The organism is Streptomyces lincolnensis (assembly GCF_001685355.1).
GTDB classification, from domain to species: Bacteria; Actinomycetota; Actinomycetes; order Streptomycetales; family Streptomycetaceae; genus Streptomyces; species Streptomyces lincolnensis.
Window position 1 is genome coordinate 9,111,985 of the sequence record NZ_CP016438.1, and the last position, 24,038, is coordinate 9,136,022.

23 protein-coding genes and 1 riboswitch are annotated in these 24,038 nt (G+C 72.6%); of the genes, 16 read left to right on the top strand and 7 right to left on the bottom strand.

Annotated features, from left to right (window positions below):
• Positions 1-5 precede the first annotated feature (5 nt).
• The gene (urtE, locus tag SLINC_RS40225; protein WP_067443357.1) at positions 6-698 is read left to right on the top strand and encodes an urea ABC transporter ATP-binding subunit UrtE; all 693 of its coding nucleotides are present in this window, start codon (positions 6-8) and stop codon (positions 696-698) included.
• Positions 699-742: 44 nt separating this feature from the next.
• Here the strand turns inward: urtE and metE are convergent, their stop codons facing one another.
• Entirely contained in the window at positions 743-3,067 is a 2,325-nt protein-coding gene (gene metE, locus SLINC_RS40230; RefSeq protein ID WP_067443358.1) for a 5-methyltetrahydropteroyltriglutamate--homocysteine S-methyltransferase, read from the bottom strand.
• A gap of 152 nt (positions 3,068-3,219) precedes the next feature.
• Positions 3,220-3,442: riboswitch (cobalamin riboswitch) on the bottom strand.
• An 85-nt stretch (positions 3,443-3,527) separates the two neighbouring features.
• Between metE and SLINC_RS40235 the strand changes: the two genes are divergently transcribed.
• The 10 genes from SLINC_RS40235 to paaE all read left to right on the top strand — a co-directional run bounded on the left by SLINC_RS40235 (position 3,528) and on the right by paaE (position 12,603).
• Entirely contained in the window at positions 3,528-5,114 is a 1,587-nt protein-coding gene (locus SLINC_RS40235) for an ABC transporter substrate-binding protein (RefSeq protein WP_067443359.1), read from the top strand.
• A gap of 20 nt (positions 5,115-5,134) precedes the next feature.
• On the top strand, positions 5,135-6,103 hold the full coding sequence (locus SLINC_RS40240) for an ABC transporter permease (RefSeq protein WP_067443360.1): 969 nt from the start codon (positions 5,135-5,137) through the stop codon (positions 6,101-6,103).
• Between the two features lie 5 nt (positions 6,104-6,108).
• Entirely contained in the window at positions 6,109-6,987 is an 879-nt protein-coding gene (locus SLINC_RS40245; RefSeq protein ID WP_067443361.1) for an ABC transporter permease, read from the top strand.
• Positions 6,984-8,027, top strand: a complete 1,044-nt coding sequence (locus SLINC_RS40250) for an ABC transporter ATP-binding protein (RefSeq protein ID WP_067443362.1) — start codon at positions 6,984-6,986, stop codon at positions 8,025-8,027. The genes SLINC_RS40245 and SLINC_RS40250 overlap by 4 nt, the downstream gene beginning before the upstream one ends.
• Complete coding sequence (locus SLINC_RS40255) at positions 8,020-8,700, top strand: ABC transporter ATP-binding protein (RefSeq protein ID WP_067443363.1); 681 nt, start codon at positions 8,020-8,022, stop codon at positions 8,698-8,700. Before SLINC_RS40250 ends, SLINC_RS40255 begins: the two co-directional genes overlap by 8 nt.
• An 89-nt stretch (positions 8,701-8,789) precedes the next feature.
• Complete coding sequence (gene paaA / locus SLINC_RS40260; RefSeq protein ID WP_067443364.1) at positions 8,790-9,773, top strand: 1,2-phenylacetyl-CoA epoxidase subunit PaaA; 984 nt, start codon at positions 8,790-8,792, stop codon at positions 9,771-9,773.
• On the top strand, positions 9,770-10,063 hold the full coding sequence (gene paaB, locus SLINC_RS40265) for a 1,2-phenylacetyl-CoA epoxidase subunit PaaB (RefSeq protein ID WP_067443365.1): 294 nt from the start codon (positions 9,770-9,772) through the stop codon (positions 10,061-10,063). The genes paaA and paaB overlap by 4 nt, the downstream gene beginning before the upstream one ends.
• Before the next feature lie 10 nt (positions 10,064-10,073).
• Complete coding sequence (paaC, locus tag SLINC_RS40270; protein WP_067443366.1) at positions 10,074-10,901, top strand: 1,2-phenylacetyl-CoA epoxidase subunit PaaC; 828 nt, start codon at positions 10,074-10,076, stop codon at positions 10,899-10,901.
• On the top strand, positions 10,895-11,410 hold the full coding sequence (gene paaD / locus SLINC_RS40275) for a 1,2-phenylacetyl-CoA epoxidase subunit PaaD (protein ID WP_067443367.1): 516 nt from the start codon (positions 10,895-10,897) through the stop codon (positions 11,408-11,410). The genes paaC and paaD overlap by 7 nt, the downstream gene beginning before the upstream one ends.
• Entirely contained in the window at positions 11,410-12,603 is a 1,194-nt protein-coding gene (gene paaE / locus SLINC_RS40280) for a 1,2-phenylacetyl-CoA epoxidase subunit PaaE (protein ID WP_079164961.1), read from the top strand. The genes paaD and paaE overlap by 1 nt, the downstream gene beginning before the upstream one ends.
• On the opposite strand, the gene SLINC_RS40285 is transcribed toward paaE, so the two are convergent.
• The 4 genes from SLINC_RS40285 to SLINC_RS40300 form a co-directional block, all read right to left on the bottom strand.
• On the bottom strand, positions 12,591-13,679 hold the full coding sequence (locus tag SLINC_RS40285; RefSeq protein ID WP_067443368.1) for a LacI family DNA-binding transcriptional regulator: 1,089 nt from the start codon (positions 13,677-13,679) through the stop codon (positions 12,591-12,593). The genes paaE and SLINC_RS40285 overlap by 13 nt on opposite strands.
• Positions 13,680-13,788: 109 nt before the next feature.
• Entirely contained in the window at positions 13,789-16,173 is a 2,385-nt protein-coding gene (locus SLINC_RS40290) for a beta-galactosidase (protein WP_067443369.1), read from the bottom strand.
• On the bottom strand, positions 16,170-17,933 hold the full coding sequence (locus SLINC_RS40295) for a glycoside hydrolase family 35 protein (protein WP_067443370.1): 1,764 nt from the start codon (positions 17,931-17,933) through the stop codon (positions 16,170-16,172). Before SLINC_RS40295 ends, SLINC_RS40290 begins: the two co-directional genes overlap by 4 nt.
• 93 nt (positions 17,934-18,026) lie before the next feature.
• Positions 18,027-19,151 carry an MFS transporter gene (locus tag SLINC_RS40300; RefSeq protein ID WP_067446270.1) on the bottom strand — a complete coding sequence of 375 codons (1,125 nt, stop codon included), beginning with the start codon at positions 19,149-19,151 and terminating at the stop codon, positions 18,027-18,029.
• A 257-nt stretch (positions 19,152-19,408) separates the two neighbouring features.
• Here SLINC_RS40300 and SLINC_RS40305 point away from each other — a divergent pair, with 257 nt between their 5' ends.
• The 4 genes from SLINC_RS40305 to SLINC_RS40320 all read left to right on the top strand — a co-directional run bounded on the left by SLINC_RS40305 (position 19,409) and on the right by SLINC_RS40320 (position 22,097).
• A complete protein-coding gene (locus SLINC_RS40305) occupies positions 19,409-20,146 on the top strand; it encodes a helix-turn-helix transcriptional regulator (protein ID WP_225988453.1) in 738 nt (245 codons plus the stop codon).
• Positions 20,143-21,120 (top strand): pyridoxal-phosphate dependent enzyme, encoded by a 978-nt coding sequence (locus SLINC_RS40310; protein ID WP_067443371.1) that lies wholly within the window; start codon positions 20,143-20,145, stop codon positions 21,118-21,120. Before SLINC_RS40305 ends, SLINC_RS40310 begins: the two co-directional genes overlap by 4 nt.
• Positions 21,121-21,276: 156 nt before the next feature.
• Complete coding sequence (locus tag SLINC_RS40315; protein WP_067443372.1) at positions 21,277-21,639, top strand: cupin domain-containing protein; 363 nt, start codon at positions 21,277-21,279, stop codon at positions 21,637-21,639.
• 44 nt (positions 21,640-21,683) lie between these two features.
• Positions 21,684-22,097: a helix-turn-helix domain-containing protein gene (locus SLINC_RS40320; protein WP_182449261.1), complete on the top strand. Its 414-nt coding sequence runs from the start codon at positions 21,684-21,686 to the stop codon at positions 22,095-22,097.
• Positions 22,098-22,119: 22 nt separating this feature from the next.
• On the opposite strand, the gene SLINC_RS40325 is transcribed toward SLINC_RS40320, so the two are convergent.
• A complete protein-coding gene (locus tag SLINC_RS40325; protein WP_067446276.1) occupies positions 22,120-22,512 on the bottom strand; it encodes an SgcJ/EcaC family oxidoreductase in 393 nt (130 codons plus the stop codon).
• A 100-nt stretch (positions 22,513-22,612) separates the two neighbouring features.
• On the opposite strand from SLINC_RS40325, the gene SLINC_RS40330 reads away from it, so the two are divergent.
• Positions 22,613-23,023 (top strand): VOC family protein, encoded by a 411-nt coding sequence (locus SLINC_RS40330; protein ID WP_067443374.1) that lies wholly within the window; start codon positions 22,613-22,615, stop codon positions 23,021-23,023.
• A gap of 21 nt (positions 23,024-23,044) precedes the next feature.
• Here the strand turns inward: SLINC_RS40330 and SLINC_RS40335 are convergent, their stop codons facing one another.
• Positions 23,045-24,019 (bottom strand): NAD(P)-dependent alcohol dehydrogenase, encoded by a 975-nt coding sequence (locus tag SLINC_RS40335; RefSeq protein ID WP_067443375.1) that lies wholly within the window; start codon positions 24,017-24,019, stop codon positions 23,045-23,047.
• Positions 24,020-24,038 lie beyond the last annotated feature (19 nt).

A 24,038-nucleotide genomic window follows, 5' to 3' on the forward strand; every position in this document is an offset into this window, starting at 1 on the left:
CGCCCATGCTGGAAATCAGCTCCGTCCAGGTCGGCTACGACCGAACCACCGTGCTGCACGGCGTGAGCGTCACCGTTCCGACGGACGGCGTCGCGACCGTCCTGGGCCACAACGGCGCCGGCAAGAGCACCCTGCTGCGCGCGGCCATGGGCCTGCTGAAGCCGAGGCGGGGGACCGTCCTACTGGACGGCGAGGACATCACCCACCTCGCCCCCCACCAGCGCGTGGCCCGGGGAATGGCCTACGTCCCCCAGGGACAGCAGTCCTTCCCCCATCTGACCACCGCCGAGAACCTCCAACTCGTCGCGGACGGCCGCCCCGAGGGCAGGCAGGCCGTCACGGAGGCCCTGGACCTCTTCCCGGTCCTGCGGGAACTGTCCGGCCGACGCGCCGGCCTGCTCTCCGGAGGCCAGCGCCAGCAGCTCGCCATCGCCCGAGCCCTGATCACCCGCCCCAGGCTCCTCCTCCTCGACGAGCCGACCGAGGGCATCCAGCCTTCCGTCGTCGCCGAGATCGAGGAGACCATCCTCGCCCTGACCAGGCGGGGCGGCCTGTCCGTCCTCCTGGTGGAACAGCACGTCGGCTTCGCCATGCGCGCCGCCCAGCGGTACTACGTGCTGGAGGCGGGGCGTGTGACGTCCTCGGGCGAGGGCGGCACGGGCGCCGAGCAGACCGTACGGGCCGCGCTCAGCGTGTGAGAACTCCGGGCCGGTGCGGGTGTCCGCACCGGCCCGGTGCTGTCTCAGGAACCGCCCGTGGGCAGGTCGTCCCGGATCTCACGGGCCGCCGTCACCAGGTTCTCCAGTGAGGCGCGCACCTCGGGCCAGGCGCGGGTCTTCAGGCCGCAGTCGGGGTTCACCCAGAGCCGTTCGGCCGGGATCGCCTCAAGTCCCTTGCGGAGCAGGGCCGCTGCCTCGGCGGCACTCGGCACGCGCGGGGAGTGGATGTCGTAGACACCCGGTCCCGCCTCGCGCGGGTAGCCGTGGTCGGCCAGCTCCCGGGCGATGTGCATGTGGGAGCGGGCCGCCTCCAGGCTGATGACGTCGGCGTCGAGATCGTCGATGGCCTGGACGATGTCGCCGAACTCGGCGTAGCACATGTGGGTGTGGATCTGGGTGCCGGGCAGCACCCCGCCGGTGGTCAGGCGGAACGCCTCCGTGGCCCACGCCAGATACCCCGGCCGGTCGGCGGCCCGCAGCGGCAGGGTCTCGCGCAGCGCGGGCTCGTCGACCTGGATGACCGACGTCCCGGCCGCCTCCAGGTCGTTCACCTCCTCGCGCAGGGCGAGGGCGACCTGCCGGGCGGTGTCGGCGAGCGGCTGGTCGTCGCGGACGAAGGACCAGGCCAGCATCGTGACCGGGCCGGTGAGCATGCCCTTGACGGGGCGCGCGGTCAGCGACTGGGCGTACGTCGTCCAGCGCACGGTCATCGGCTCCGGGCGGGAGATGTCCCCGGCCAGGATCGGCGGCCGGACATAGCGGGTGCCGTAGGACTGCACCCAGCCGTGCCGGGTGGCGAGGTAGCCGGTCAGCCGCTCGGCGAAGTACTGGACCATGTCGCCCCGTTCGGGCTCGCCGTGCACCAGGACGTCGATGCCGGCCTTCTCCTGGAAGGCGATCACCTCGCGGACCTCGGCCTCGATGCGCCGCTCGTACTCGGCGGCACCGATCCGCCCGGCCCGCAGGTCGGCGCGGGCGGTGCGCAGTTCACCGGTCTGCGGGAACGAACCGATGGTGGTCGTGGGCAGCGGCGGCAGGTTCAGCCGGGCGCGCTGGGCGAGCGTGCGTTCCGCGTACGGCGCGGAGCGGCGGGTGTCGGCCGCGGTGACGGCGTCCGTGCGGGCGCGCACGGACGGGTCCCGGGTGAGGGGGGAGGCGGCGCGGGAGGCCAGGTCGGCCCGGTTGGCGGCGAGTTCGGCGGCGATGGCGTGGGTGCCGTGGGCCAGGCCGCGCGCCAGGGTGACGATCTCGTCGGTCTTCTGCCGGGCGAAGGCGAGCCAGCGGGCGATCTGCGGTGCGATGTCAGGCTCGGCCGAGGCGTCGAGCGGGACGTGCAGCAGGGAGCAGGAGGCGGCGACGTCGACCCGGTCGGCGAGGCCGAGCAGGGTGCCCAGGACGGACAGGGACCGCTCCAGATCGTTGATCCAGATATTGCGGCCGTCCACCACGCCCGCGACCAGCCGCTTCCCGGGCAGCCCGCCGACCGCCGCGAGGGCGTCCAGATGCGCGGCGGCCGGACCGGTGAAGTCCAGCGCGAGCCCCTCGACGGGCGCCTTGGCCAGCACGGGCAGGGCCTCGCCGAGCCGGTCGAAGTACGAGGCCACCAGCAGCTTCGGCCGGTCGGTGAGGGCGCCGAGCTCGCGGTAGGCGCGGGCGGCGGCGTTCAGTTCGGCCGGGGAACGGTCCTGGACGAGGGCGGGTTCGTCCAGCTGGACCCAGGCCGCTCCGGCGGCGCGCAGGTCGGCGAGCACCTCGGCGTAGACGGGCAGCAGCCGGTCCAGCAGGGTCAGCGGGTCGAAGCCGGGGGCGACACCGGGAGCGGGCTTGGCGAGCAGCAGGTAGGTGACCGGGCCGACCAGGACGGGCCGCGCGGTCAGACCCAGCGCGAGGGCCTCCCGCAGCTCACCGACCTGCTTCGCGGAGTCGGCGGCGAAGACGGTGTCGGGGCCCAACTCGGGTACGAGATAGTGGTAGTTGGTGTCGAACCACTTGGTCATCTCCAGCGGCGCCACCTCCTGCGTGCCGCGGGCCATGGCGAAGTAGCCGTCCAGCGCGTCCGCCTCGACGGCGGCACGGTGACGGGCGGGGATCGCGCCCACCATGACGGTGGTGTCCAGGACGTGGTCGTAGTACGAGAAGTCGCCGGTCGGCACCTCGTGGAGGCCGGCGTCGGCCAACTGCCGCCAGGTGGAACGGCGTAGCGCGGCCGCCGTCCGGTGGAGGTCGTCGGCGCCGACGCGGCCCTTCCAGTAGCCCTCGACCGCCTTCTTCAGTTCCCGGTTCGGGCCCTGGCGGGGATGGCCGTACACGGTGGCCCGTGCTGCCGCGGCTGCGGACTTCGCTGTCACGGAACTCTCCTTCGCGAGCTGTTCACGTAGAACGACCCTGGCGACGGGGAGAGGCGGAGGAAACGGCCGACCGGGCGGACGCACGAAACCCGTGCCCGCCCGTGTCCGCGCCGACCCGCCCTCGGAGTCACCGGGATCTCCGCGTACGAGCCGGTCGTACACGGGCAGTGGCAGGTCTTCGGACTCACGGGCCCGCCTCGTGTCCCACGAGGCACCTACTGGCCGTCGCTTCCCGGATCCGCTTGCCGGATCCAGTGCGTATGACGGCGGTCGTTCCCGTTCACCGCTGCGGGGCAGTCCCGGATTCCCACCGGGTTCCCTCTTGCGACGCGCCTGCCTGGGGGACAGGGCGAACCAGCTGCGCCGCCAGCTTATACAGCCGGGGCCGCCTTGTCCTCCACCCCTCTTACCTGCAATTAATATGCAACAACGGAATGACAGCAGTAAGGGTGTGAGGTTGATGGGGACGAGCCGGATACGAGGAGCCGCCGTGGTGGCGGCGATGGTCACGGGGGCCGTCGCCTGCTCGGCACCCGGCGGGGGTGGAAGCGGGGGAGGGGCCGCCGACTCGGTCGTGATCGGGGTGGCCTCCGAGCCGGACACGCTCAGCCCGCTGCTCGGCTACGGCAAGGACGGCAACTCCAAGATCTTCGACGGCCTGCTGGCCCGGGACGCCGAGCTGAAGCTGAGACCCGCGCTGGCGAAGGCGCTGCCCGAGGTAGGCGACGGCGGCCGCAGGTACACCTTCACCCTGCGCGACGGCGTCACGTTCAGCGACGGCCGGCCACTGACGGCCGCCGACGTGGTCTTCACCTACCGGACCGTCCTGGACGAGAAGACCAACAACCCCTCCAGGAGCGAACTGGACGCCGTCCGGGAGGTCCGCGCCGCCGGCGACGACAAGGTCGTCTTCACCCTCAAGTACCCCTACGCGGCCTTCGCCGGACGCACCGTCCTTCCCATCGTGCCCGAACACATCGCCGGGAAGCAGGACCCCAACACCGGCTCCTTCAACACCGAACCCGTCGGCACCGGCCCGTACGTCCTGGCCGGCTGGAGCAAGGGCGAGAAGCTCACCTTCAAGGCCAACCCGCGTTACTGGGGCGGCGAACCGGCGGTGAAGAAGGTCACCATGGCGATCGTCGAGGACGACGACGTGCGCGCCACCCGGCTGCGCTCCGGCGACCTCGACGGAGCGATCCTCCCGCCCAACCTGGCCGCCACCTTCGACGGCGACCGCGCCAAGCGGACGTACGAGGCCACGTCCTACGACTACCGCACCGTCACCCTCCCCACGGCCGGCGAGGTCACCGGCGACCGCGCGATCCGCCGGGCCCTCGACGCCGTCGTGGACCGCGAGGCCATGGTCGACCAGATCCTCGACGGCGCCGGCCGCCCCGCGTACGGACCGCTCCCGAGCGACGACCCCTGGTTCGCGAAGGGCATCGAACGTGGCCAGGACCTCGACAAGGCCAAGCGCCTTCTGGACCAGGCGGGTTGGAAGGCCCGAGCGGACGGCGTCCGCGCCAGGAACGGCACCCGGGCCGCGTTCACCCTGCTCTACCCGTCGGGTGACAAGGTCCGCCAGGAGCATGCCCTCGCCTACGCCTCCGACGCCAAGAAGGCCGGCATCGACGTCAAGGCCGAGTCCGCCACCTGGGAGGTCATCGAGCCGCGGATGAAGAACACCGCGGTCCTCGCGGGCTTCGGCAGCACCGGCGACCCCGACTTCGGCCTGTACACCATGCTGCACTCCTCCCTGGCCGGCGACGGCTTCAACAACATGGGCCGCTACGACAACCCGACCGTGGACCGGGCGCTCGACACCGGCCGCCGCGGCCAGGACCCGGCCCAGCGCAAGGAGGCGTACGACACGCTCCAGCGCGCGCTCGTGGAGGACCCCGGCTACACCTTCCTCACCCACATCGACCACCTGTACGTGCTCGCCGACCGCTGGGACGGACCGACCACCCAGGTCGAGCCGCACGAACACGGCTTCGCCAGCGGCCCCTGGTGGAACATCGAGGACTGGCGGCCCCGGGCATGAGGTCGCTCCCCTGGGCGGCGATGGCCCGTCTGGCGGGACGGCGGGCCCTGTTCGCCGTCCCCGTCCTCCTCGTCGTCACCTTCGGTGTGTTCGCGATCGCCGCGGCCTCCCCTTTCGACCCCGTCAAGGCGTACGCCGGCACCGCCGCGCTCGGCGCCGACCAGGAGACCCTGGACCGGCTGCGCGCCAACCTCGGCGTGGACCGGCCGGTCGTCGTCCACTGGTGGGACTGGCTGACCTCCGCGGTCACCGGCGATCTCGGCGAGTCGAGCGTGCTGCGCCAGCCAGTGGCCCAGGTGATCGGCGAACGGCTCGTCTGGTCCACCCTGTTGTGCGCCGTCGCGTTCGCTCTCGCGGTCTCGGCCGGCACCGTCCTCGGGGTGCTCGCCGCCCGCCGCCCCGGTTCCTGGCTCGACCGGACCGTCACCTCCCTCGCCTACACGCTGGAGGCCGCCCCGGTCTTCTGGACCGCGCTGCTCGCCATCTGGCTCTTCGCCCTCCAGTGGGGCGTGCTCCCGGCGGGCGGCCTGACCGACACGGCCAGCGAACAGGTCACCGCGGGCCAGGTCGCGAGCCACCTCGTGCTGCCCGCCGGCGTGCTCGCCGTCTCCCAGCTGCCCTGGTTCACGCTCTACGTCCGTCAAGGCGTCGGCGACGCACTCGCCGAGGATCCTGTGCGCGGCGCCCGGGCCCGGGGCCTGAGCGAACGCACCGTCCTGCTCGGCCACGCCCTGCGCTCCGGACTGCTGCCGGTGCTCACCCTGATCGGCTCCCGCGTCCCCGAACTCATCACCGGCGCCCTGCTGGTGGAGAGCGTCTTCAGCTGGCCGGGCATCGCCGCGGCCACCGTCGAGGCGGCCACCGCCGTCGACTTCCCGCTGCTGGCCGCCCTGACCGTGCTGGCCACCGCCGCCGTCCTGGTCGGCAACCTGCTCGCGGACCTGCTCTACGGACTCTTCGACCCGAGGGTGAAGCTCAGTGAAATGTGACTCCCATGGCTGAGGCGGCAGTCGAGAGAACGTGGCGCTCATACGGCACCCGGCGCCGCTCCACCCGCACCCTGCGGGTGCGCACCTCCGGCGTGCTGGTCGTCCTGACCGTCCTCGCGGTCGTCCTCCTGCCGCCGCTCGTCCAGCTCGACCAGCAGGCCGTCGACCTGGCCGCGAAGCTGCGACCGCCGTCCTGGGACCACCCGTTCGGCACCGACGACGTCGGCCGCGACCTGCTGCTGCGCTGTGTCTACGGCCTGCGGGTCTCCCTGCTCGTGGGCGTGGCCGCGGCCCTGACCGCCACTGTCGTCGGCACCGCCGTCGGAGCCGTCGCCGGCGCGTTGGGCGGCTGGGCGGACCGTGCCGTCATGCGGCTCGTCGACACCTTCTCGTCCGTGCCCCACCTGCTGCTCGGCATCTTCATCGTCGCCATGTTCCGCCCCGGCGTCTGGCCGGTGGTGGTCTCGGTGGCGCTCACCCACTGGCTGTCCACGGCCCGGATCGTCCGCGCCGAGGTCCTCTCCCTGCGCGCACGCCCCTACATCGACGCGGCCGTCTCCGGCGGCGCCTCCCGGTGGCGTGTGACAGTACGGCACCTGCTGCCCGCGGTGGCGCCCCAGGCCGCCCTCGCCGCCGTACTCATGGTGCCGCACGCCATGTGGCACGAGTCCGCCCTGTCCTTCCTCGGACTCGGACTGCCCGCGCACACGGCGAGCCTCGGCACGCTCATCCAGAGCGCGCGCGGCTCGCTCCTCGCCGGACAGTGGTGGCCGACCCTCTTCCCCGGCCTGTTCCTCATCGTCCCGACCCTCGCCATCGCCGGACTCGCCGGGGCCTGGCGAGAACGGATCAATCCCCGCCGCCGATCGGAGCTGATGCTGTGACCCAGCGACCCGTGGTGCTGTCCGTGCGCGGACTGTCGGTGCGGTTCCGCATGCCGGGCGGGCGCCGCGTCGCCGCCGTCACCGACGCCCACTTCGACGTGGCGGCCGGTGAGTGCCTGGCCCTGATCGGTGAGAGCGGCTGCGGCAAGTCCGTGCTCGCCTCCGCCCTCCTCGGCCTGCTTCCCGCCAACGCGCAGACGGCGGGCAGGGCCCGACTCGGCGATCTCGACCTGCTCGCGGCCGACGAACGCACCCTCGCCCGGACCGTACGGGGCCGCCGGGTCGGTCTCGTCCCGCAGAGCCCGGCGGCCCACCTCACCCCGGTGCGCACCGTCCGCTCCCAGCTGGCGGAGACGGTGGCCGCGCTGACCGGCGTCCGGGGCCGTGACGCCCTGTCCGCCGCCACCCGGGCGGCGGCGGCACGCGCCGCGTTCCCCGAGGACCACCTCGACCGCCATCCGCACGAGCTCTCCGGCGGCCTCGCCCAGCGCGCCGCCACCGCCCTCGCCCTTGTCGGAGACGCCTCGCTGCTGGTCGCCGACGAACCGACCACCGGACTCGACCGCGATCTGGTGGACCGCACGGTCGACGAACTCCGCCGCCACGTGGAGGCTCCCGACGACTCCGACGCACCCGGCCGGGCCCTGCTGATGATCACCCACGACCTGGAGGCGGCCGAACGCGTCGCCGACCGGATCGCCGTCATGTACGCGGGCCGTATCGTCGAACTCGCGGACGCCGGTGCGTTCTTCGGCGTGCCCGGCCCCCGCCACCCCTACAGCCGCGGCCTCCTCCGGGCCCTGCCCGACCGCGCCTTCACGCCGATCCCCGGCATGCCGCCCGAGCTCGGCACGCTGCCCGACGGCTGCGCGTTCGCGGCCCGGTGCACGCGGGCCACGGACGCCTGCGTCGACGTGCCGCCGATGACGGACACGGGCCCCGGGGCCACCGCGGAGGGCGTGTCTCAGGCCCCCGCGCCGCCTGCGGCCGACGCCGTCGCCTGTCACCATCCGCACGTGTCGGAGGACATCCGTGCTTGAACTCCGCGCCATCACCGCCGGTTACGACCGCCGCACCCCCGTCGTGCGGGACGTGTCCCTGACCGTCGAGCCCGGCGAAGCCGTCGGTCTCCTCGGCCCCAGCGGCTGCGGCAAGTCCACCCTCGCCCGGGTCGCCGCCCTGCTGCACCGTCCCGACTCCGGCACCCTGATCCTCGACGGCACACCCGTACGGCACTGGCGCCACCGCGCACCACGGGAGCTGCGGACCGCATGCGGGGTCGTCTTCCAGCAGCCCCGACTCTCCGCCGACCCCCGGCTGCGCCTGGACGACCTGATCGCCGAACCCCTGCGCGCCACCGGACGACGGACGGAGGCCCCCGGCCGGGTCGCCGAACTCGCCGCGACCGTCGGCCTGACCCCCGACCTGCTGAGTCGCCGCCCCCACGAGGTCAGCGACGGCCAGCTCCAGCGCGCCTGCCTGGCCCGTGCCCTCGTCCTGCGCCCGCGCCGGCTGATCTGCGACGAGATGACCTCCATGCTCGACGCGTCCACCGCCGCCGCACTGGTCGCGGTCGTCGAGGACTACCGCCGGACCACCGGTGCGGGACTGCTCGCCGTCGGGCACGACCGCACCCTGCTGCGGCGCTGGTGCGACCGCACGGTCCACTGGGACGACCTCGCGCGGGGCGGGGGCCCGATCCCCCGGGTGTGATTCCGGCTTCGTCTCCCCGGGGCTTGCCCGGCCCGGGGAAACACGTCACACTGGTACCGAACGAATGGTCGGTTGGGAAGCTGGTATCGATGACCACGACACACTCCGCCGAGGCCGGGGCGCCGCCCGAGGACGGGCTTCAGGAGCACTTCGACGCGACGATCGCGCGCGACCAGCGGATCGAGCCGCGGGACTGGATGCCGGACGGCTACCGCAAGACCCTGGTGCGGCAGATCGCCCAGCACGCGCACTCGGAGATCATCGGCATGCAGCCCGAGGGCGAGTGGATCACCCGCGCGCCGTCGCTGCGCCGCAAGGCCATCCTGTTCGCCAAGGTCCAGGACGAGGCCGGGCACGGCCTGTACCTGTACTCGGCGGCCGAGACCCTCGGCGCCGACCGCGCGGACCTCACTCAGCGGCTGATCGAGGGCCGCCAGAAGTACTCCTCGATCTTCAACTACCCGACGCTCAGCTTCGCCGACGTCGGAGTGATCGGCTGGTTCGTGGACGGCGCCGCGATCTGCAACCAGGTGCCGCTGTGCCGCAGTTCGTACGGGCCCTACGCGCGCGCGATGGTGCGGATCTGCAAGGAGGAGTCCTTCCACCAACGGCAGGGCTACGAACTGCTGATGACGATGATGCGCGGCACCGAGGCCCAGCGCGAGATGGTGCAGGACGCCGTCGACCGCTGGTGGTGGCCGTCCCTGATGATGTTCGGCCCGCCCGACGACGCCTCGCCCAACTCCGCGCAGTCCATGGCCTGGAAGATCAAGCGGCACTCCAACGACGAACTGCGCCGGCGCTTCGTCGACATGACCGTCCCGCAGGCCGACAAGCTCGGCGTCACCCTGCCCGACCCCGAGCTGCGCTGGAACGAGGAGCGCGGCCACCACGACTTCGGCACCCCCGACTGGGACGAACTGCTGCGCGTCATCAAGGGCGGCGGCCCGTGCAACGACCAGCGCATGGAGCGGCGCAGGGCCGCCCACGAGGACGGCGCCTGGGTGCGGGAGGCGGCCACCGCCCACGCGGCCAAGCAGAGCGAACGGGCCCGGAAGGGGGCGACGGCATGAGCTCCGAGCAGCAGGGATGGCCGTTGTACGAGGTGTTCGTGCGCGGCAAGCGCGGCCTGAACCACGTCCACGTGGGCTCACTGCACGCCGCCGACGACACCATGGCCCTCACCCACGCCCGCGACCTGTACACCCGGCGCAACGAGGGCGTGAGCATCTGGGTGGTGCGCTCGGAGCACATCGCCGCCTCCACCCGCGACGAGAAGGACCCCTTCTTCGCCCCCAGCGCCGACAAGGTGTACCGCCATCCCACCTTCTACGACATCCCCGACGACGTCCCCCACATCTGAGGAGAGGGAAGTGAGCGACGACCACGTCTACCTGACCCTCGCCGAGGGCCACGAGGACGACGCCCGCTGGGCCTACGGCACCGGCTTCGAGGACCCCCTGCACGGCGTGGACACCACCGTGCCCGAGGGCGTCGACGCGGCCGGCCTGGCCGCCGACTGCGTGGCCCTCGCCGACGACGCCCTGGTCTCGGCCCAGCGCCTGGCCGAGTGGACCACCCGGGCACCCGAACTGGAGGAGGAGGTCGCGCTCGCCAACATCGGCCTCGACCTCCTCGGCCAGGCCCGCCTGCTCTACACCCGCGCGGGCCAGGCCGACGGCACCGGCCGCGACGAGGACGCCTACGCCTACTTCCGCGACGCCGGCGAGTTCCGCACCGTACGCCTGGCCGAACTCCCGAACGGCGACTTCGCGTTCACGATCGTGCGACTGCTGGTGCTGTCCAGCTGGCGGCTGGCCCACTTCGAACGCCTCGCCGCGCACCCCGACCCCGTCCTGTCGGCGATCGCCGCCAAGGGCGTCAAGGAACTGGCCTACCACCGCCAGTACGCGGCCGAGTGGGCCGTGCGCCTCGGTGACGGCACCGAGGAGTCCCACCGCCGGACGCGCAGGGCGCTGGAGCAGGTCGCCCCGTACTTCGGCGAGTTGTTCACCGCGTACGACGTACGGGACGAGGTCGTCGCGGTCCTGCGCCAGGTCACCGAGGCCGCCGGACTGCCCATGCCGGTCTACCGGCCGCGGCCCGGATCCGGCCGGGACGGCGAGCACACCGAGCATCTCGCCCCGCTGCTGGCCGAGTTGCAGAGCGTGGCCCGCGCCCACCCGGAGGCGACATGGTGACCACCCTGACGGACGTCCGGCACGCCCGGCGCGTCGCCGAGCAGGTGCCCGACCCCGAGTTGCCCATGCTGACCCTGGCCGACCTGGGCGTCCTGCGGGATGTCGAGGTGACCGGGGACGGCACGGTGGTGGCGAGCCTGACCCCGACCTACTCGGGCTGCCCGGCCATGGCCGAGATGCGCGCGGACGTCGCCGCACGGCTGCGGGAGGCGGGGTACGCGCGCGTGGAGATCCGCACCGTCCTGAACCCGCCCTGGACCACCGACTGGATCACCCCTCAGGGCCGCCGCAAGCTCGCCGAGCACGGCATCGCCCCGCCCGGCGCCGCACCCCGCCACCCGGCCGGCCCGGTCCCGCTCGTGCTGTCGCCCCCCCGGCGCACCGTGGCCTGCCCCCGCTGCGGCTCCGCGGACACCGAGGAGACCTCCCGCTTCGCCGCCACCTCCTGCAAGGCCCTGTGGCGCTGCCTCACCTGCCGCGAGCCGTTCGAGTACGTCAAGGAGATCTGATGGCCGCCCCGAACCCCGCGACCACCTCGGCCCCGAACGCCCCGAACGGTGTGCCGACGCCGGATGCGGTGACTCCGGAGAGCTCGGTCACCCCGAATCCCACCCCCTCGCCCGTGCCCGCACGCACCCGCCGCCGTCCCGCCTTCCACCGCCTGCGTATCGCCGGCGTCCAGCCGCTGTGCGCGGACGCGGCGGCCGTCGGCTTCGAGATCCCCGGGGACCTGGCCGAGGAGTTCGCCTTCGCGCCCGGCCAGTCCCTGACCCTGCGGCGCGAGATCGACGGCCGGGACGAGCGGCGCTCGTACTCGATCTGCTCGCCCGCCGGCTCGGCGCCGCGTATCGGCGTGCGGGTGGTGCCGGGCGGGCTGTTCTCCTCGTGGCTGGTCAACGACCTGCGCCTCGGTGACACGGTCGAGGTGATGGCACCCACCGGCGTCTTCACGCCCGACCTCGCGACCCCCGGTCATCACGTGCTGATCGCGGCCGGCTCGGGCATCACCCCCATGATCTCCATCGCCGAGTCCGTCCTGGCCGCCGACTCCCGCTCGACGGTCACCCTCTTCTACGGCAACCGCCGCACCGACACGGTGATGTTCGCCGACGACCTGGCCGACCTGAAGGACCTCTACCCGGCCCGCTTCCAGCTCGCGCACGTCCTGTCCCGCGAGCCCCGGGAGGCCGAGGTGCTCTCCGGGCGCCTGGACGCCGAGCGGCTCGCGCTGCTCATCGGTTCCCTGGTCGACGTGGAGAACGCCGACCACTGGTGGCTGTGCGGCCCGCACGGCATGGTCCGCGACGCCCGCCAGGTCCTGGCCGACCTGGGCGTACCCGGCGACCGGGTCCACCAGGAACTGTTCTACGCGGACGACGAGCCCGTGCGGGAGGTCCATCACGAGGAGGCCACCGTCGACGGACCCGTCAGCCAGGTCACCGTCACCCTCGACGGCCGCACCACCACCTCCGCCCTGCCCCGCGGCCGCAGCATCCTCGACGGCGCCCAGCAGACCCGCCTCGACCTGCCCTTCGCGTGCAAGGGCGGCGTCTGCGGCACCTGCCGTGCCCTGATCACCGAAGGCGAGGCGGACATGCGCCGCAACTTCGCCCTCGAAGCGGCCGAGGTCGACGCGGGCTACGTCCTGACCTGCCAGTCGTACCCGGTCTCCGAGACGCTGACGGTCGACTACGACAGCTGAGACGGCGCCGGTGCCGTGGGCGCCGGCCCGCTGCTGTCCCGGACGACCAGGTCGACCGGGACCAGCGACTCGGGCCGGGGCGGCTCGGGGGAGCCGTCGATCCGGTTCAGCAGCAGCCGCAGCGAGCGGGTGCCGATCTCCGCGAAGTCGGTGCGCACCGTGGTCAGCGGCGGCAGGAAATGGGCCGCCTCCGGGATGTCGTCGTAACCGACGACGCTGACGTCACCGGGCACCGAGCGGCCCGCCTCGTGCAGGGCATGCAGGACGCCGAGGGCCATCTGGTCGTTGGAGACGAACACCGCCGTCACCTCCGGGCGCCCGGCCAGCCGGCGGCCCAGGTCGTAGCCGGACCCGGCGCTCCAGTCGCCCACGAGCGGTTCGGGGATCTCGACGCCCGCCGTCCGCAACGTGGACCGCCAGCTGGTCAGACGGTGCTCGGCGGAGGTCCAGCCGGTCGGGCCCGCGAGGTGCCACACGGTCGCGTGGCCGAGCCCCAGCAGGTGTTCGGTCGCCTTGCGGGCCCCGGCCCGCGAATCGCCGGTGGCCAGCTGGGTCTCCACGTCGCGGCCGTTCTCCAGGACCACCAGCGGCGTGTCCACCGAGGTGTCGGCCAGCGCCCGGCCCACCCACAGCTGCGGGGCGATGGCGATCACACCGTCCGCGCCCTCGGCCGACAGCCGGTCCACGGCCTCCACCACGGTGTCGTGGTCTGCCGTGTCTAGGGCGATGGAGCTGACCAGGTAACCGGCCTCCTGCGCGGCCGTGTTGATCGCGGTGAGGATCGAGGCGGGCCCGTAGCGGGCGGCGTCGAAGGAGATCACACCGAGCATCCGGGTCCGCCCGCTGGCCAGCGACCTGGCACTGCGGCTGGGCCGGTAGCCGAGCGTGCGCATGGCCTCAAGGACCGCCTCGCGCGTCTCGGCGCGGACGGAGGGATGGTCGTTCAGCACGCGGGAGACGGTCTGCTTGGAGACGCCGGCCAGCCGGGCCACGTCGTCCATCACGGGGCGCGCCCCGGCGAAGTTCCGTCTGCTGCGCCCCTTCGGAACGGCTCCGCCGGTGGCGCTTGGGGTCATGGTGGCTGTTTCCTCGGCATCGGTACGGCGGTCCGGACCCGCCCGGCAGGACCACAGCATAGGCGGGAGGCCGTGCGGGACCCGGGGTGCCGGGCCCCGCACGGCAGGCTCAGCCGGCCCGGACCGACCACCGGCGATGGGTGATCCACTCGGCACGCACCACGTCGGCCGTCCGCCCGGCGGTGCCCGCCTGTTCCGGCACGTACACCGGGGCGTCGGCGTGCAGGGGCAGGATCCGCAGCCGCAGCCCCTCGGCGCGCAGCGCGTCGGCGGGCAACCGGCCCGGGCCGATGTCCCAGACCCGGCCCGAGAAGAACTGGTCGGCGACGAGCGCCTCCCCGACGTAGGCCCGGCCCACGTCGCCCGTCCAGCGCAGCCGCAGCAGGGTCCCCGGTGGCAGGTCGGCCGGCACCTCGACGCGGTACTCGGCGGCCACGGAGTCGAAGTGCTTGTCCGCGGGAGCGCTCGCCCGGCCCTGTACGCCCGTGACGGGCTCCGGAGCCGGCCCGGCGGGGCGGACCAGGGTGACCTGGGCGGGCGTGTCCCCGGCCGTGGGGGCGCCCTGCACCGCGTACCGCGTGAAGACGCCGTCGGCCGCTCCCGCCACCGCCGTCCCGTCCACCACCGGCGCCCGACCCGGAGCGGGCAGCACCGCGAACGACACCGGCCCGTCCGCTCCGTGCAGCCGTACCTCCTCGTGGTCGAAGACCACACCCGCCTCGCTCAGCACCAGCCGCTCGGCACCCCACGCCCGGCCCCGGTAGGCGGTACGGGCGGTCGCCGCGTCCAGGACCAGCAGCCCCACCCGGCCGCCGTCGGCCGTGTCCACCTCGACCAGGGCGTCGGTACCGGGCCGCAGCCCGGTCACCAGCAGCCGGCCGTCCACCGGAGTGAGATCACCGGACGGCGCGCTCACGGACGCCACCGTGGAGGAGTCCAGGGCGAGTTCGGCAGGAATGCCGTCGGTCGCGGACAGCACGAGGACCGTACGGCCGTCGACGTCGACCGTGCACACCGGCTGGGCGGTGGCCCACTCCAGCCGCAGGCCCGCCACGTCGAGCCGCAGCGGCCAGCAGAAGTAGGCACCGCTCGGCACGGTGACCGCAGCGCTCGGCAGGGTCAAGGCCTCGGAACCGTGGGGGAATTCGACCGTGAACGCCGTGTCCGGGTGGTCCGGCAGCGGCTCGTGCGGCTGGTGGTTGTTGACGAACAGGAAGCCCGAGACGCCGTCGGTGCGCACGGCCCACCGCAGCGTCTCCCGGTCGCCCTGCCCGGCCGGCCGCCGCTCGGGCAGAGCGGAGTCCATCGGAGCGATACGGTCTCCGAAGTCCGCCAACAGCAGGTGCTGGAGGCGCAGTTCGTGGTAGGTCGGCCGGTACTGGCCGTACTCGCCGAGCGGGGCCTGGAAGTCGTACGTCAGGACCGGCAGGTCGTTGGGATAGCCGGTGGCGTGGGACTCCTGGAGCGGGGTGAGCTCCCCGGCGGGGTTGGTGCCGCCGTGGAACATGTAGAAGCCCTGCCAGACCGAACCGCAGCCGATCTTGGTGAGGCCCAGCGCCCCGATGTCGGCGGGCTCGACGCGCGGCCGCCGGTGGTAGGACACCGCCATGCCGCCGCCCAACTCGCAGGTGGCCCACGGGAATCGGTCCGCGAACGCGTCCGGCTCGCCGCCGCGCACGGTGGTCGGTCTGAGGTCGGCGCCGATGCCCTCGTCGTCGCGCTGGTGGGTGAAGAAGAAGTGCTTGCGGCAGGTGTCGGGCCAGCCTCCGTCCGCCTCGGTCCAGAACGTCTCGGTGTACCCGCCGTACAGCGGAACCAGCTCGTCCGGGGGGAGTTGGACCCCGCCCCAGGCGGTCGACGTCCACAACGGGGCGCTCATCCCGGCCTCTTGGGCCATGCGCTTGAGGGTGAGCAGGTGGCCCGGCTGGTCGTAGAGCTCGTTCTCGATCTGGATCGCCACGATCGGGCCGCCGTGCGCCCGGTCGAGACCGCGCAGTTGCCCGGCGATCGCCGCGAACCACGGCCGTACGGCGTCCAGGTAGGCCGGGTCGTCGGTGCGCGGTACGCAATCGCGGGACAGCACCCAGTCGGGCAGCCCGCCGTTGCGGACCTCGGCGTGGGACCAGGGGCCCACGCGCGGGATGAAGTCCAGGCCGTGGCGGGCGCACAGTTCGGCGAAGCGGCGCAGGTCGCGGTCGCCGTCGAAGCGGACGCGCCCCTCGATCTCCTCGTGGTGGATCCAGATGAGGTAACTGGCGACGGCCGTGACGCCGCCCGCCTTCATCTTCAGCAGCTCCTCCTCCCACTCCGCGGCCGGGTAGCGGGAGTAGTGGAACTCGCCGGACACCGGGAACCACGGGCGGCCGCCGCGGGTGAGCCAACGGCTGTTGATCCCGATCGGGTCCGGCACACCGGGGGCGTCGGCGAAGGGCAGGTGCCCGGCCACCGGGGCGTGATCGGGGATCGGTACGCGCAGTCGGTGCGGCCGGGTCACGAGTGGTTCTCCGGTCCGAGATCGGGCGTGTCGGTGAGCTGGACACGGGTGCCGGTCGTGGCGTGCAGCTCCAGCAGGACGAGGTCGTTGGCGCCCGGGCGCAGGACCGGTCCGGGCACGTACAGGGTGTGCTGCGGGCCGCGATTCCAGTAACGGCCCAGGTGGAAGCCGTTGACCCAGGCCTGGCCCTTGGTCCAGCCGGGCAGCGCGAGGAAGGTGTCGGCGGGTGTCTCCACTTCGAACGTCCCCCGGTGGAAGGCGGGCACGGCGTCCGAGGTCGCCTCCGACGGCTCGAACGGCAGCGCCTCCAGGTCGTCCAGCGGCACGGGCCGGCACTCCCAGCCGTGCAGGACGGTCCCCTGGAAGGACACCGGGCCGAGCAGACCCTTCGGAGCCCCGATCCGCGGACCGTAGTTGACCCCGCCCTGGTTCTCCACCAGGACCTCCAGCGTGGCACCGGCGTACGGCACGCGCACCGGCAGCGTCTCATCATGGCGCTCGCGTTCCAGTACGCCGACGGAGGCGCCGTCCACGAAGACCTGCGCGCGGTCGCCGACCCCGCCCGCGAAGTGCAGCAGACCGTCGCCCGCGGCCGGCACCGTGGTGCGGTAGAGCGCGTACCCGGTGGGTGCCCCGAGTTCGTCCATGGTCACCGGGTCCTCGCCGCGCACCGCCCCCTCCAGGGTGCGCAGGTGCGGCAGCAGCGGCGCGCGGCGGTCCAGGGCGACGGTGGTGAGCGGGAGTTTGGGGCTCGGCGCCGGGGCGGGCTCGTCGGGCACGGGCGCGTACCGGGCGATGACGTCACGGAAGGCGTGGTACTTCGGGCCGGGGTCGCCGCTTTCGGCGAGCGCGGCGTCGTAGTCGTACGACGTGACGGTGGGCGCGTAGGTGTGGTGGTGGTTGGCGCCGTTGGTGAAGCCGAAGTTGGTGCCGCCGTGGAACATGTAGATGTTGACCGAGGCACCCGCCGCCAGCAGCCGGTCCAGGTCGGCCGCGGCGTTCTCCGCCGACCGGGTGTGGTGCGGGCCGCCCCAGTGGTCGAACCAGCCGATCCAGAACTCCGAGCAGAACAGCGGGCCTTCGGGCCGGTGCGCGCGCAGCGCCGCCAGGTGCTCGTCGACGCGGCCGCCGAAGGTGCCGCCGCTGACCGTGCCGGGCAGGCTGCCGGCGGCCAGGTGCTTGGCGTTGGCCTGGTCGCAGGTGAACAGCAACTCCTCGACCCCGCGGGTCCGCAGGGCCTCCTCGACGTGCGCGAGGTAGGCCGTGTCGTCGCCGTAGGCGCCGTACTCGTTCTCCACCTGGACGGCGATCACCGGGCCGCCGTTCGCGGCGAGGTGGGGGAGCAGCGGGGGCAGGAGCTGGTCGAGGTAGCGGTCGAAGGCGTCGGTGAAGCGGGGGTCGCTGGTGCGCAGCCGGATGTCGGGGTCGGAGACGAGCCACGCGGGCAGGCCGCCGCCGTCCCACTCGGCGCAGATGTACGGGCCCGGACGCAGCAGGACGTGCAGGCCCTCGGCCTGCGCCAGCCGCAGGAAGCGGGGCAGGTCGAGCAGGCCGTCGAGGACGAGCGTGCCGGGTTCGGGCTCGTGGAGGTTCCACGGCAGGTACGTCTCGACCGTGTTGAGGCCCATCAGACGGGCCTTGCGCAGCCGGTCGGTCCACTGGTCGGGGTGGACCCGGAAGTAGTGCAGGGCACCGGAGATGATCCGGAACGGCTCGCCGTGCAGGAGGAAACCGTCGGACGTCGTCGTCAGAGCGGGCATGGAGGCTTCCCTTCGGGGTCGGGGTGCGGGGGCCGGGCGGTCGTACGGGGTGGGAGGCGGTCAGTTCCGCGGGGTGGCGCGGAGGCGCCCGGTTCAGCGGCGTCTCGTGGCGCGGATCAGCCAGAGTGTGGCGGCCAGACACAGCGCCGAGACACCGCCCAGCAGCAGCGGCACCGCGCGGACGCCGGATGCCTCGATCGCCTTGCCGAGCGCCGGGCCCGCGACGACACCGCCGACCATGGACGCGGCGATGACCAGGGCTCCGGCCCGGCGGGCGGTCGGGGCCGCCCGGTGCAGCCAGGGCAGGCCGGTGGGGAAGATCGGGGCGATGAACAGGCCGACACCGGCGTAGGCGTAGGGCGCGAGGGCCGGTATCGAGGCCAGCAGCAGACAGGCCGTCATGCCCGCGCAGGAGACCGTGATGATGGCCTGCGCCGAGAAGCGCAGCGCGATCGGGGCGACCAGGAACCTGCCGACGGTCATCATCAGCCAGTACACCGAGGTGGCGGTCGCGGCGATGCCGGCGCCGTAGCCGACGGTCTCCAGATGCGTGGGTTCCCAGCCGCCGACGCCCGCCTCGATGCCGACGTGCAGCACGTACAGCGCGACGAACACCGCGAGCACCGAGCCCAGGCTGCGACCGAGGACCCCGCCGGCGTCACCGCCGGCGGCCGCCGGGTCGCTCGGCTGCGGAGCCCGGTCACGGACGCCCCTGAGGCACAGCAGCAGGGGGAGGTTGGCGAGCGCGAAGCCCAGGAACACGGCCGGGTAGTGGGCGGATCCCACCGCGCCGATCAGCGCCGGGCCGAGGATCGCGCCGATGCCGAAGTGGGCGTTGAGGATGTTCAGCATCGCGGCCGAACGGTGCCCGAAGCCGACCGCGAACAGCTGGTTGAGGCCGTAGTCGATGCCGCCGAAGCCGAGCCCGGCCAGCAGCGCCGCCGCCAGTGCCGTCGGCCAGTTCGGCGCCAGCGCGAAGCCGGCCGCACCGACCGCCATGAGCAGGTACGAGGCACCGAGGATCCGCCGGTCTCCGATCCGGCCGTAGAGCCGGTCGAACAGCAGCACTCCGGCCACTCCGCCGACGAAGTGGGCGCTCAGACCGAGCCCCGCAGCCGAGGGCGAGAGGCCGAACTCCTCCCGGAACCCGGGGATGGCCGGACCGTAGAGGGCCTGGAGCGCGCCGATGAGCACGAAGCCCACGCAGGACGCGACCACGGCGGCCGGACTGAAGACCGGGGTGGACGGCCCGGCGGGCGCGGACGCCTGCGGACCGCTGGTTGCGACACCCTGTTTCTCCCCCTGCACCGCACACCTCTCCTTCGATCCGACGATGTGATGTTACCGGTAACATCCCGGCCGTCAAGATCCCGGACGAAGGTGGGTTCGTGGACGGATTCGAAGAGCATTGGACTATTAGTCCAGACATTGGACGTGTAGTCTAGGATTCCTGGTCGGGAGTGAGGAGAAGAGCTGTGGCGGGTAATGCGGGCGGCCTCCTGGACGCCGAACGGGACGCGATCCTTGCCGCGCTGGCCCCGGTCCTTGAAGGGCTCGTGGCCACCTTCGGCCCGGTGTGCGAGGTGGTCCTCCATGACTACCGGCGCCCGGAGCAGTCGGTGGTCGCCATCGCCGGCTCGGTGACCGGGCGCACCGTAGGCGGGGCGATGAGCGAGATCGGCCTGCGGATGGTCGCCCGCGGCCAGGAGGCGACCGACGAGCTGAACTACCTCACCCGGACCCCGTCCGGAGAGATCGTCAAGTCGTCCACGATGGCGCTGCGCGACTCCACGGGCGCGGTGTTCGGCGCGCTGTGCGTCAATCTCGACGTCTCCGCGGTCACCGAGGCCCACGCCCTGCTCGGCGCCCTCGCCGGGGTCGCCCGGGCCCCCGCCGACCTGCCGGTCACCACGTTCGGCAACGACATCGACTCCGTCGTCGACGTGATGCTCGACGCCCACCAGCTCCACCAGAACCGGCCGTGGGCGGCGCTCGATCGCGCGGAACGACTGGACCTGTTCCGCAGCCTGGACGAGCGCGGTGTGTTCGCCGTGCGCGGCGCGGTCGAGCAGGTGGCCGGCCGGCTCGGCATCTCCCGCGCCTCCGCGTACAGCTATCTCTCCCAGTCCCGAGCACAGGCGGACACAGCGACCGAATCCACTTCCGACTCCCCTTCCGACACCACTTCCCACTCCGCTGGAGGGCCCGCGTGACGACCACCACCCCACCGATCACCCTCGACGACGTCCGTGACGCGGCCGCCCGGCTCAAGGGCGTCGCCCACCGCACCCCCGTCCTGCGTTCGCGCACGCTCGACGAACTGGTCGGCGCCGAGGTCTTCCTCAAGTGCGAGAACTTCCAGCGCGTGGGGGCCTTCAAGTTCCGTGGCGCCTACAACGCGGCCTCCCGGCTCACCCCGGAGCAACTGGCCCGGGGCATCGCCGCCTACTCCTCCGGCAACCACGCCCAGGCCGTCGCCCTGGCCGCCCGGGAACTCGGCACCACCGCCGTGATCGTCATGCCGGAGGACACCCCGGCCTCGAAACGGGCCGCCACCGCCGGCTACGGCGCCGAGATCGTGACGTACGACCGCTACACCGGCGACCGCGTCGCCATCGGTGAAGCTCTCGCAGCCGAGCGGAACCTGGCGCTCATCCCGCCGTACGAACACCCGCACGTCATGGCGGGGCAGGGCACCGCGGCCCTTGAACTCCTCGAAGAGGCAGGGGAGTTGGGTGCGCTGATGACACCCGTGGGAGGGGGCGGGCTGATCGCCGGCAGCGCCACCGCCGCCAAGGGCCTGGATGCCGGGATCCGGATGATCGGTGTGGAGCCCGAGGCCGGGGACGACACCAGACGGTCGCTGGAGGCGGGCCGGCGGGTCACGATCCCCGTGCCCCGCACCATCGCCGACGGCCAGGCCGTGGAGACCCCGGGAGAACTGACCTTCTCCGTCAACCGGCGGCTCGTCGACGAGATCGCCCTGGTGTCGGACGACGAGATCCGGGACGCGATGCGGTTCGCCTTCGAGCGCCTGAAGATCGTCGTCGAGCCGAGCGGCGCGACTCCGCTGGCCGCCCTGCTCTCCGGCCGGGTGAGCGGCCTGCCGCCTCGGATCGGTGTGATCGTCTCCGGCGGGAACGTCGACGCCGAACGGTTCGCGCGGATCTGCGCGGCCGGCACCTGACCCGGGTCCGGCCGGCATCACCCGAATGGCGGTGCTGTACGGGCGGGCGGACGATGGAGGGGTGGGGCTCGGCCCCCGCCTGCACCGCCCACGACCGGGCGGGCGACGGAGACCGGCCCCGGCCGCACCGAACACGGCCGGAAAGGAAGAACCCTCATGATCGAGGTGAAGACACTCGACAAGCCGGACGAGCGCCGCGATTTCCCCCAGGGGCATCTCGAAGCCGTCCACCTCACCGGACTGGACTTCGCCGTCGCCACCTTCGAACCGGGCTGGCGCTGGTCGGAGTCCGTGGCCCCGATAGCGGGCACGGACAGCTGCCAGATCCACCACAACGGCTATGTCGTCCAGGGCCGTCTGCACGTCCGGATGGACAACGACGGTGGCGAGAGCGAGGTGGGCCCCGGGGACGTCTTCGTCTGCCCGCCCGGACATGACGCCTGGGTCGTCGGCGACGAACAGGTCGTGGTGTACGACTTCGCGGGCGGCATGGCTCAGGAGTACGCGAAAGCCGACTGAGCGCCGCCTTCGGGGGCGTTCGCGGACCGTGGTGTGATGGTGCCGTGAGCCGTGCCTCCGAAGACACCAACCGTCGCATGCTGCGTGCCCGGGACGCCATGGACCGTTCCTACGCCCAGCCGTTGGACGTCCCGGCACTGGCCCGGATCGCCCATGTGTCCCAGGCGCACTTCGCCCGCACCTTCCGCGCCACCTTCGGGGAGACACCGCACCGCTACCTCCAGCGCCGGCGCGTCGAGCGCGCCATGTTCCTGCTGCGCGAGACCGACCGGAGCGTCACCGACATCTGCTTCGAGGTCGGCTTCGCCAGCCCGGGCACCTTCAGCCGGACGTTCCGCGACATCGTCGGCCGGTCGCCGCGCGCGTACCGCAAGGAAGCCGGGCGAGCCTCGCGGGCCGGCGCGGCGGCGGCCGTGCCGACCTGTTTCACGATGGCGTGGACGCGCCCACACACCTGATCGCTCGGGGCCGATCAGATCCTCATCCGTCGCGCACTTCGGTGTTCTGACACGCGTGCAGCAGCCACCTCCCGTCGTCCTGCTTGGTCATGACATAGAGCGGGGCGCCTTCCGTGTCGCCCTCAGCCAGGTGGTAGACCTGACGGACCTTGACGGCCGCGACGTCGGGCCGCAGGAACTGGGTGTGCACCGCCTCATAGGTGACCTCACCCTCGAAGCTCGCTGTGGGCAGTACGGCACGGGTGAACTCGGCGATCGCGTCGAAGCCGACAAGCACCTTGCCGTGGCCGGTCGTCCAGAGGGCGTCGGGATGGAACAACGCGAGGAAACCCTCCACATCCCGGTCTCGCTGGGCGCGCTCGACGGTGGCCACGACCTGCTCGATGGCTCGGACATCTGTGGTTTCGGTCTTCATGCGGATCACTCTGGTACCTCAAGTAACCTTGAGGTCAAGGCGCGACGACCGAGCAGTTTTGGATAAGTTTCCGGACCGTCCGCTCGGTAGCGTGAGGCACATGTTCACCGCCATCACGCACTCGCAGATCTACGTCCTCGACCAGGACGAGGCCCTCGGCTTCTACGTCGGCAAGCTCGGGCTGGAGGTCAACGCCGATGTCGACCTCGGCTTCATGCGCTGGCTGACCGTCAATGTGCCCGGTCGCCCGGAGCGTCAGATCCTGCTGGAGAAGCCGGGGCCGCCGGCGCTGTCCGAGGAGACCGCGGAGCAGGTCCGCGCGCTGCTGACGAAGGGGGCGATGGGCGGGCACCTCATCTTCAGCACGGAGGACTGCCGCAAGACGTACGAGACGCTGCTGGGCAAGGGGGTCGAGTTCACCGAGGAACCCACCGAGCGCCCCTACGGGATCGACTGCGGCCTGCGCGACCCCTTCGGCAACAGCATCCGGTTCACCCAGCCGAGCGCCTGACCCCGGTGCACGGCCGCCGCCTCAGACGGTGACGACGATCTTCGCGCGTGCGTGGGCCACCTCCAGGTGACGGATCGCCTCGGCCGCCTCGCTGAGGGGATACGTCCGCTCGATGACGGGGGCGATCTTCCCGGCCTCGGCGAACTCGCGCAGTACCGCGAGGTTCTGCTTGCTCGCCTTGGCCGGGAGTTCGAGCAGCCGCTGGCGGACGAAGGGGGAGACCAGCCGCCGCTTGAAGAACAGCCCCATCGGCCCGATGAGGCTGCCGCCCTCGTACACGCCCCCGCCGGACAGCACGAGCGTGCCGGTGGGGGCAAGGACGCGCCGGAACTCGCCCAGGGAGCGGTTGCCCACCAGGTCCAGCACGGCGTCGTAGCGGTGCCCCTCCCGGGTGAAGTCCTCCCGCGTGTAGTCGAGGACCCGGTCCGCGCCGAGGGAGCGGACGAGGTCGACGTTGCGGGTGCTGCACACGCCGGTCACCTCGGCGCCGTACGCCTTGGCCAGCTGGACGGCGAAGGTGCCCACGCCTCCCGAGGCCCCGTTCACCAGGACCGACTGCCCCGCCCGCAGCCGCGCCACGTCCCGCAGGCCGATCAGCGCGGTGTTCGCGGCCAGGGGGATCGCGGCCGCCTGCTCGAAGGTGAGGCCGGACGGTTTCGGGCCCAGCATGCCGTCCCGCGCGCACACGTACTCCGCGAACGCCCCGTCGGCCTCGCCGTACACCTCGTCGCCGGGCCGGAGCCCCGTGACGCCGTGGCCGACCGCCTCCACCAGTCCGGCGAAGTCCCGGCCCCGGATTTTCGCCCGGGGCGCGCGCAGCCCGAGCACCAGGCGGGCGATCCTCGGGTCGCCGCGCATGAGATGCCAGTCGTAGGCGTTGACCGCCGCCGCCCGGACCCGCACCAGCACCTCGCCCGCACCGGGCACCGGCCGGTCGACGTCCCGGAACTCCAGCGTGTCCGCCGAGCCGTACCGGTCCTGGATCACTGCCTTCATGGCTCCCCCTCCGTTGAGC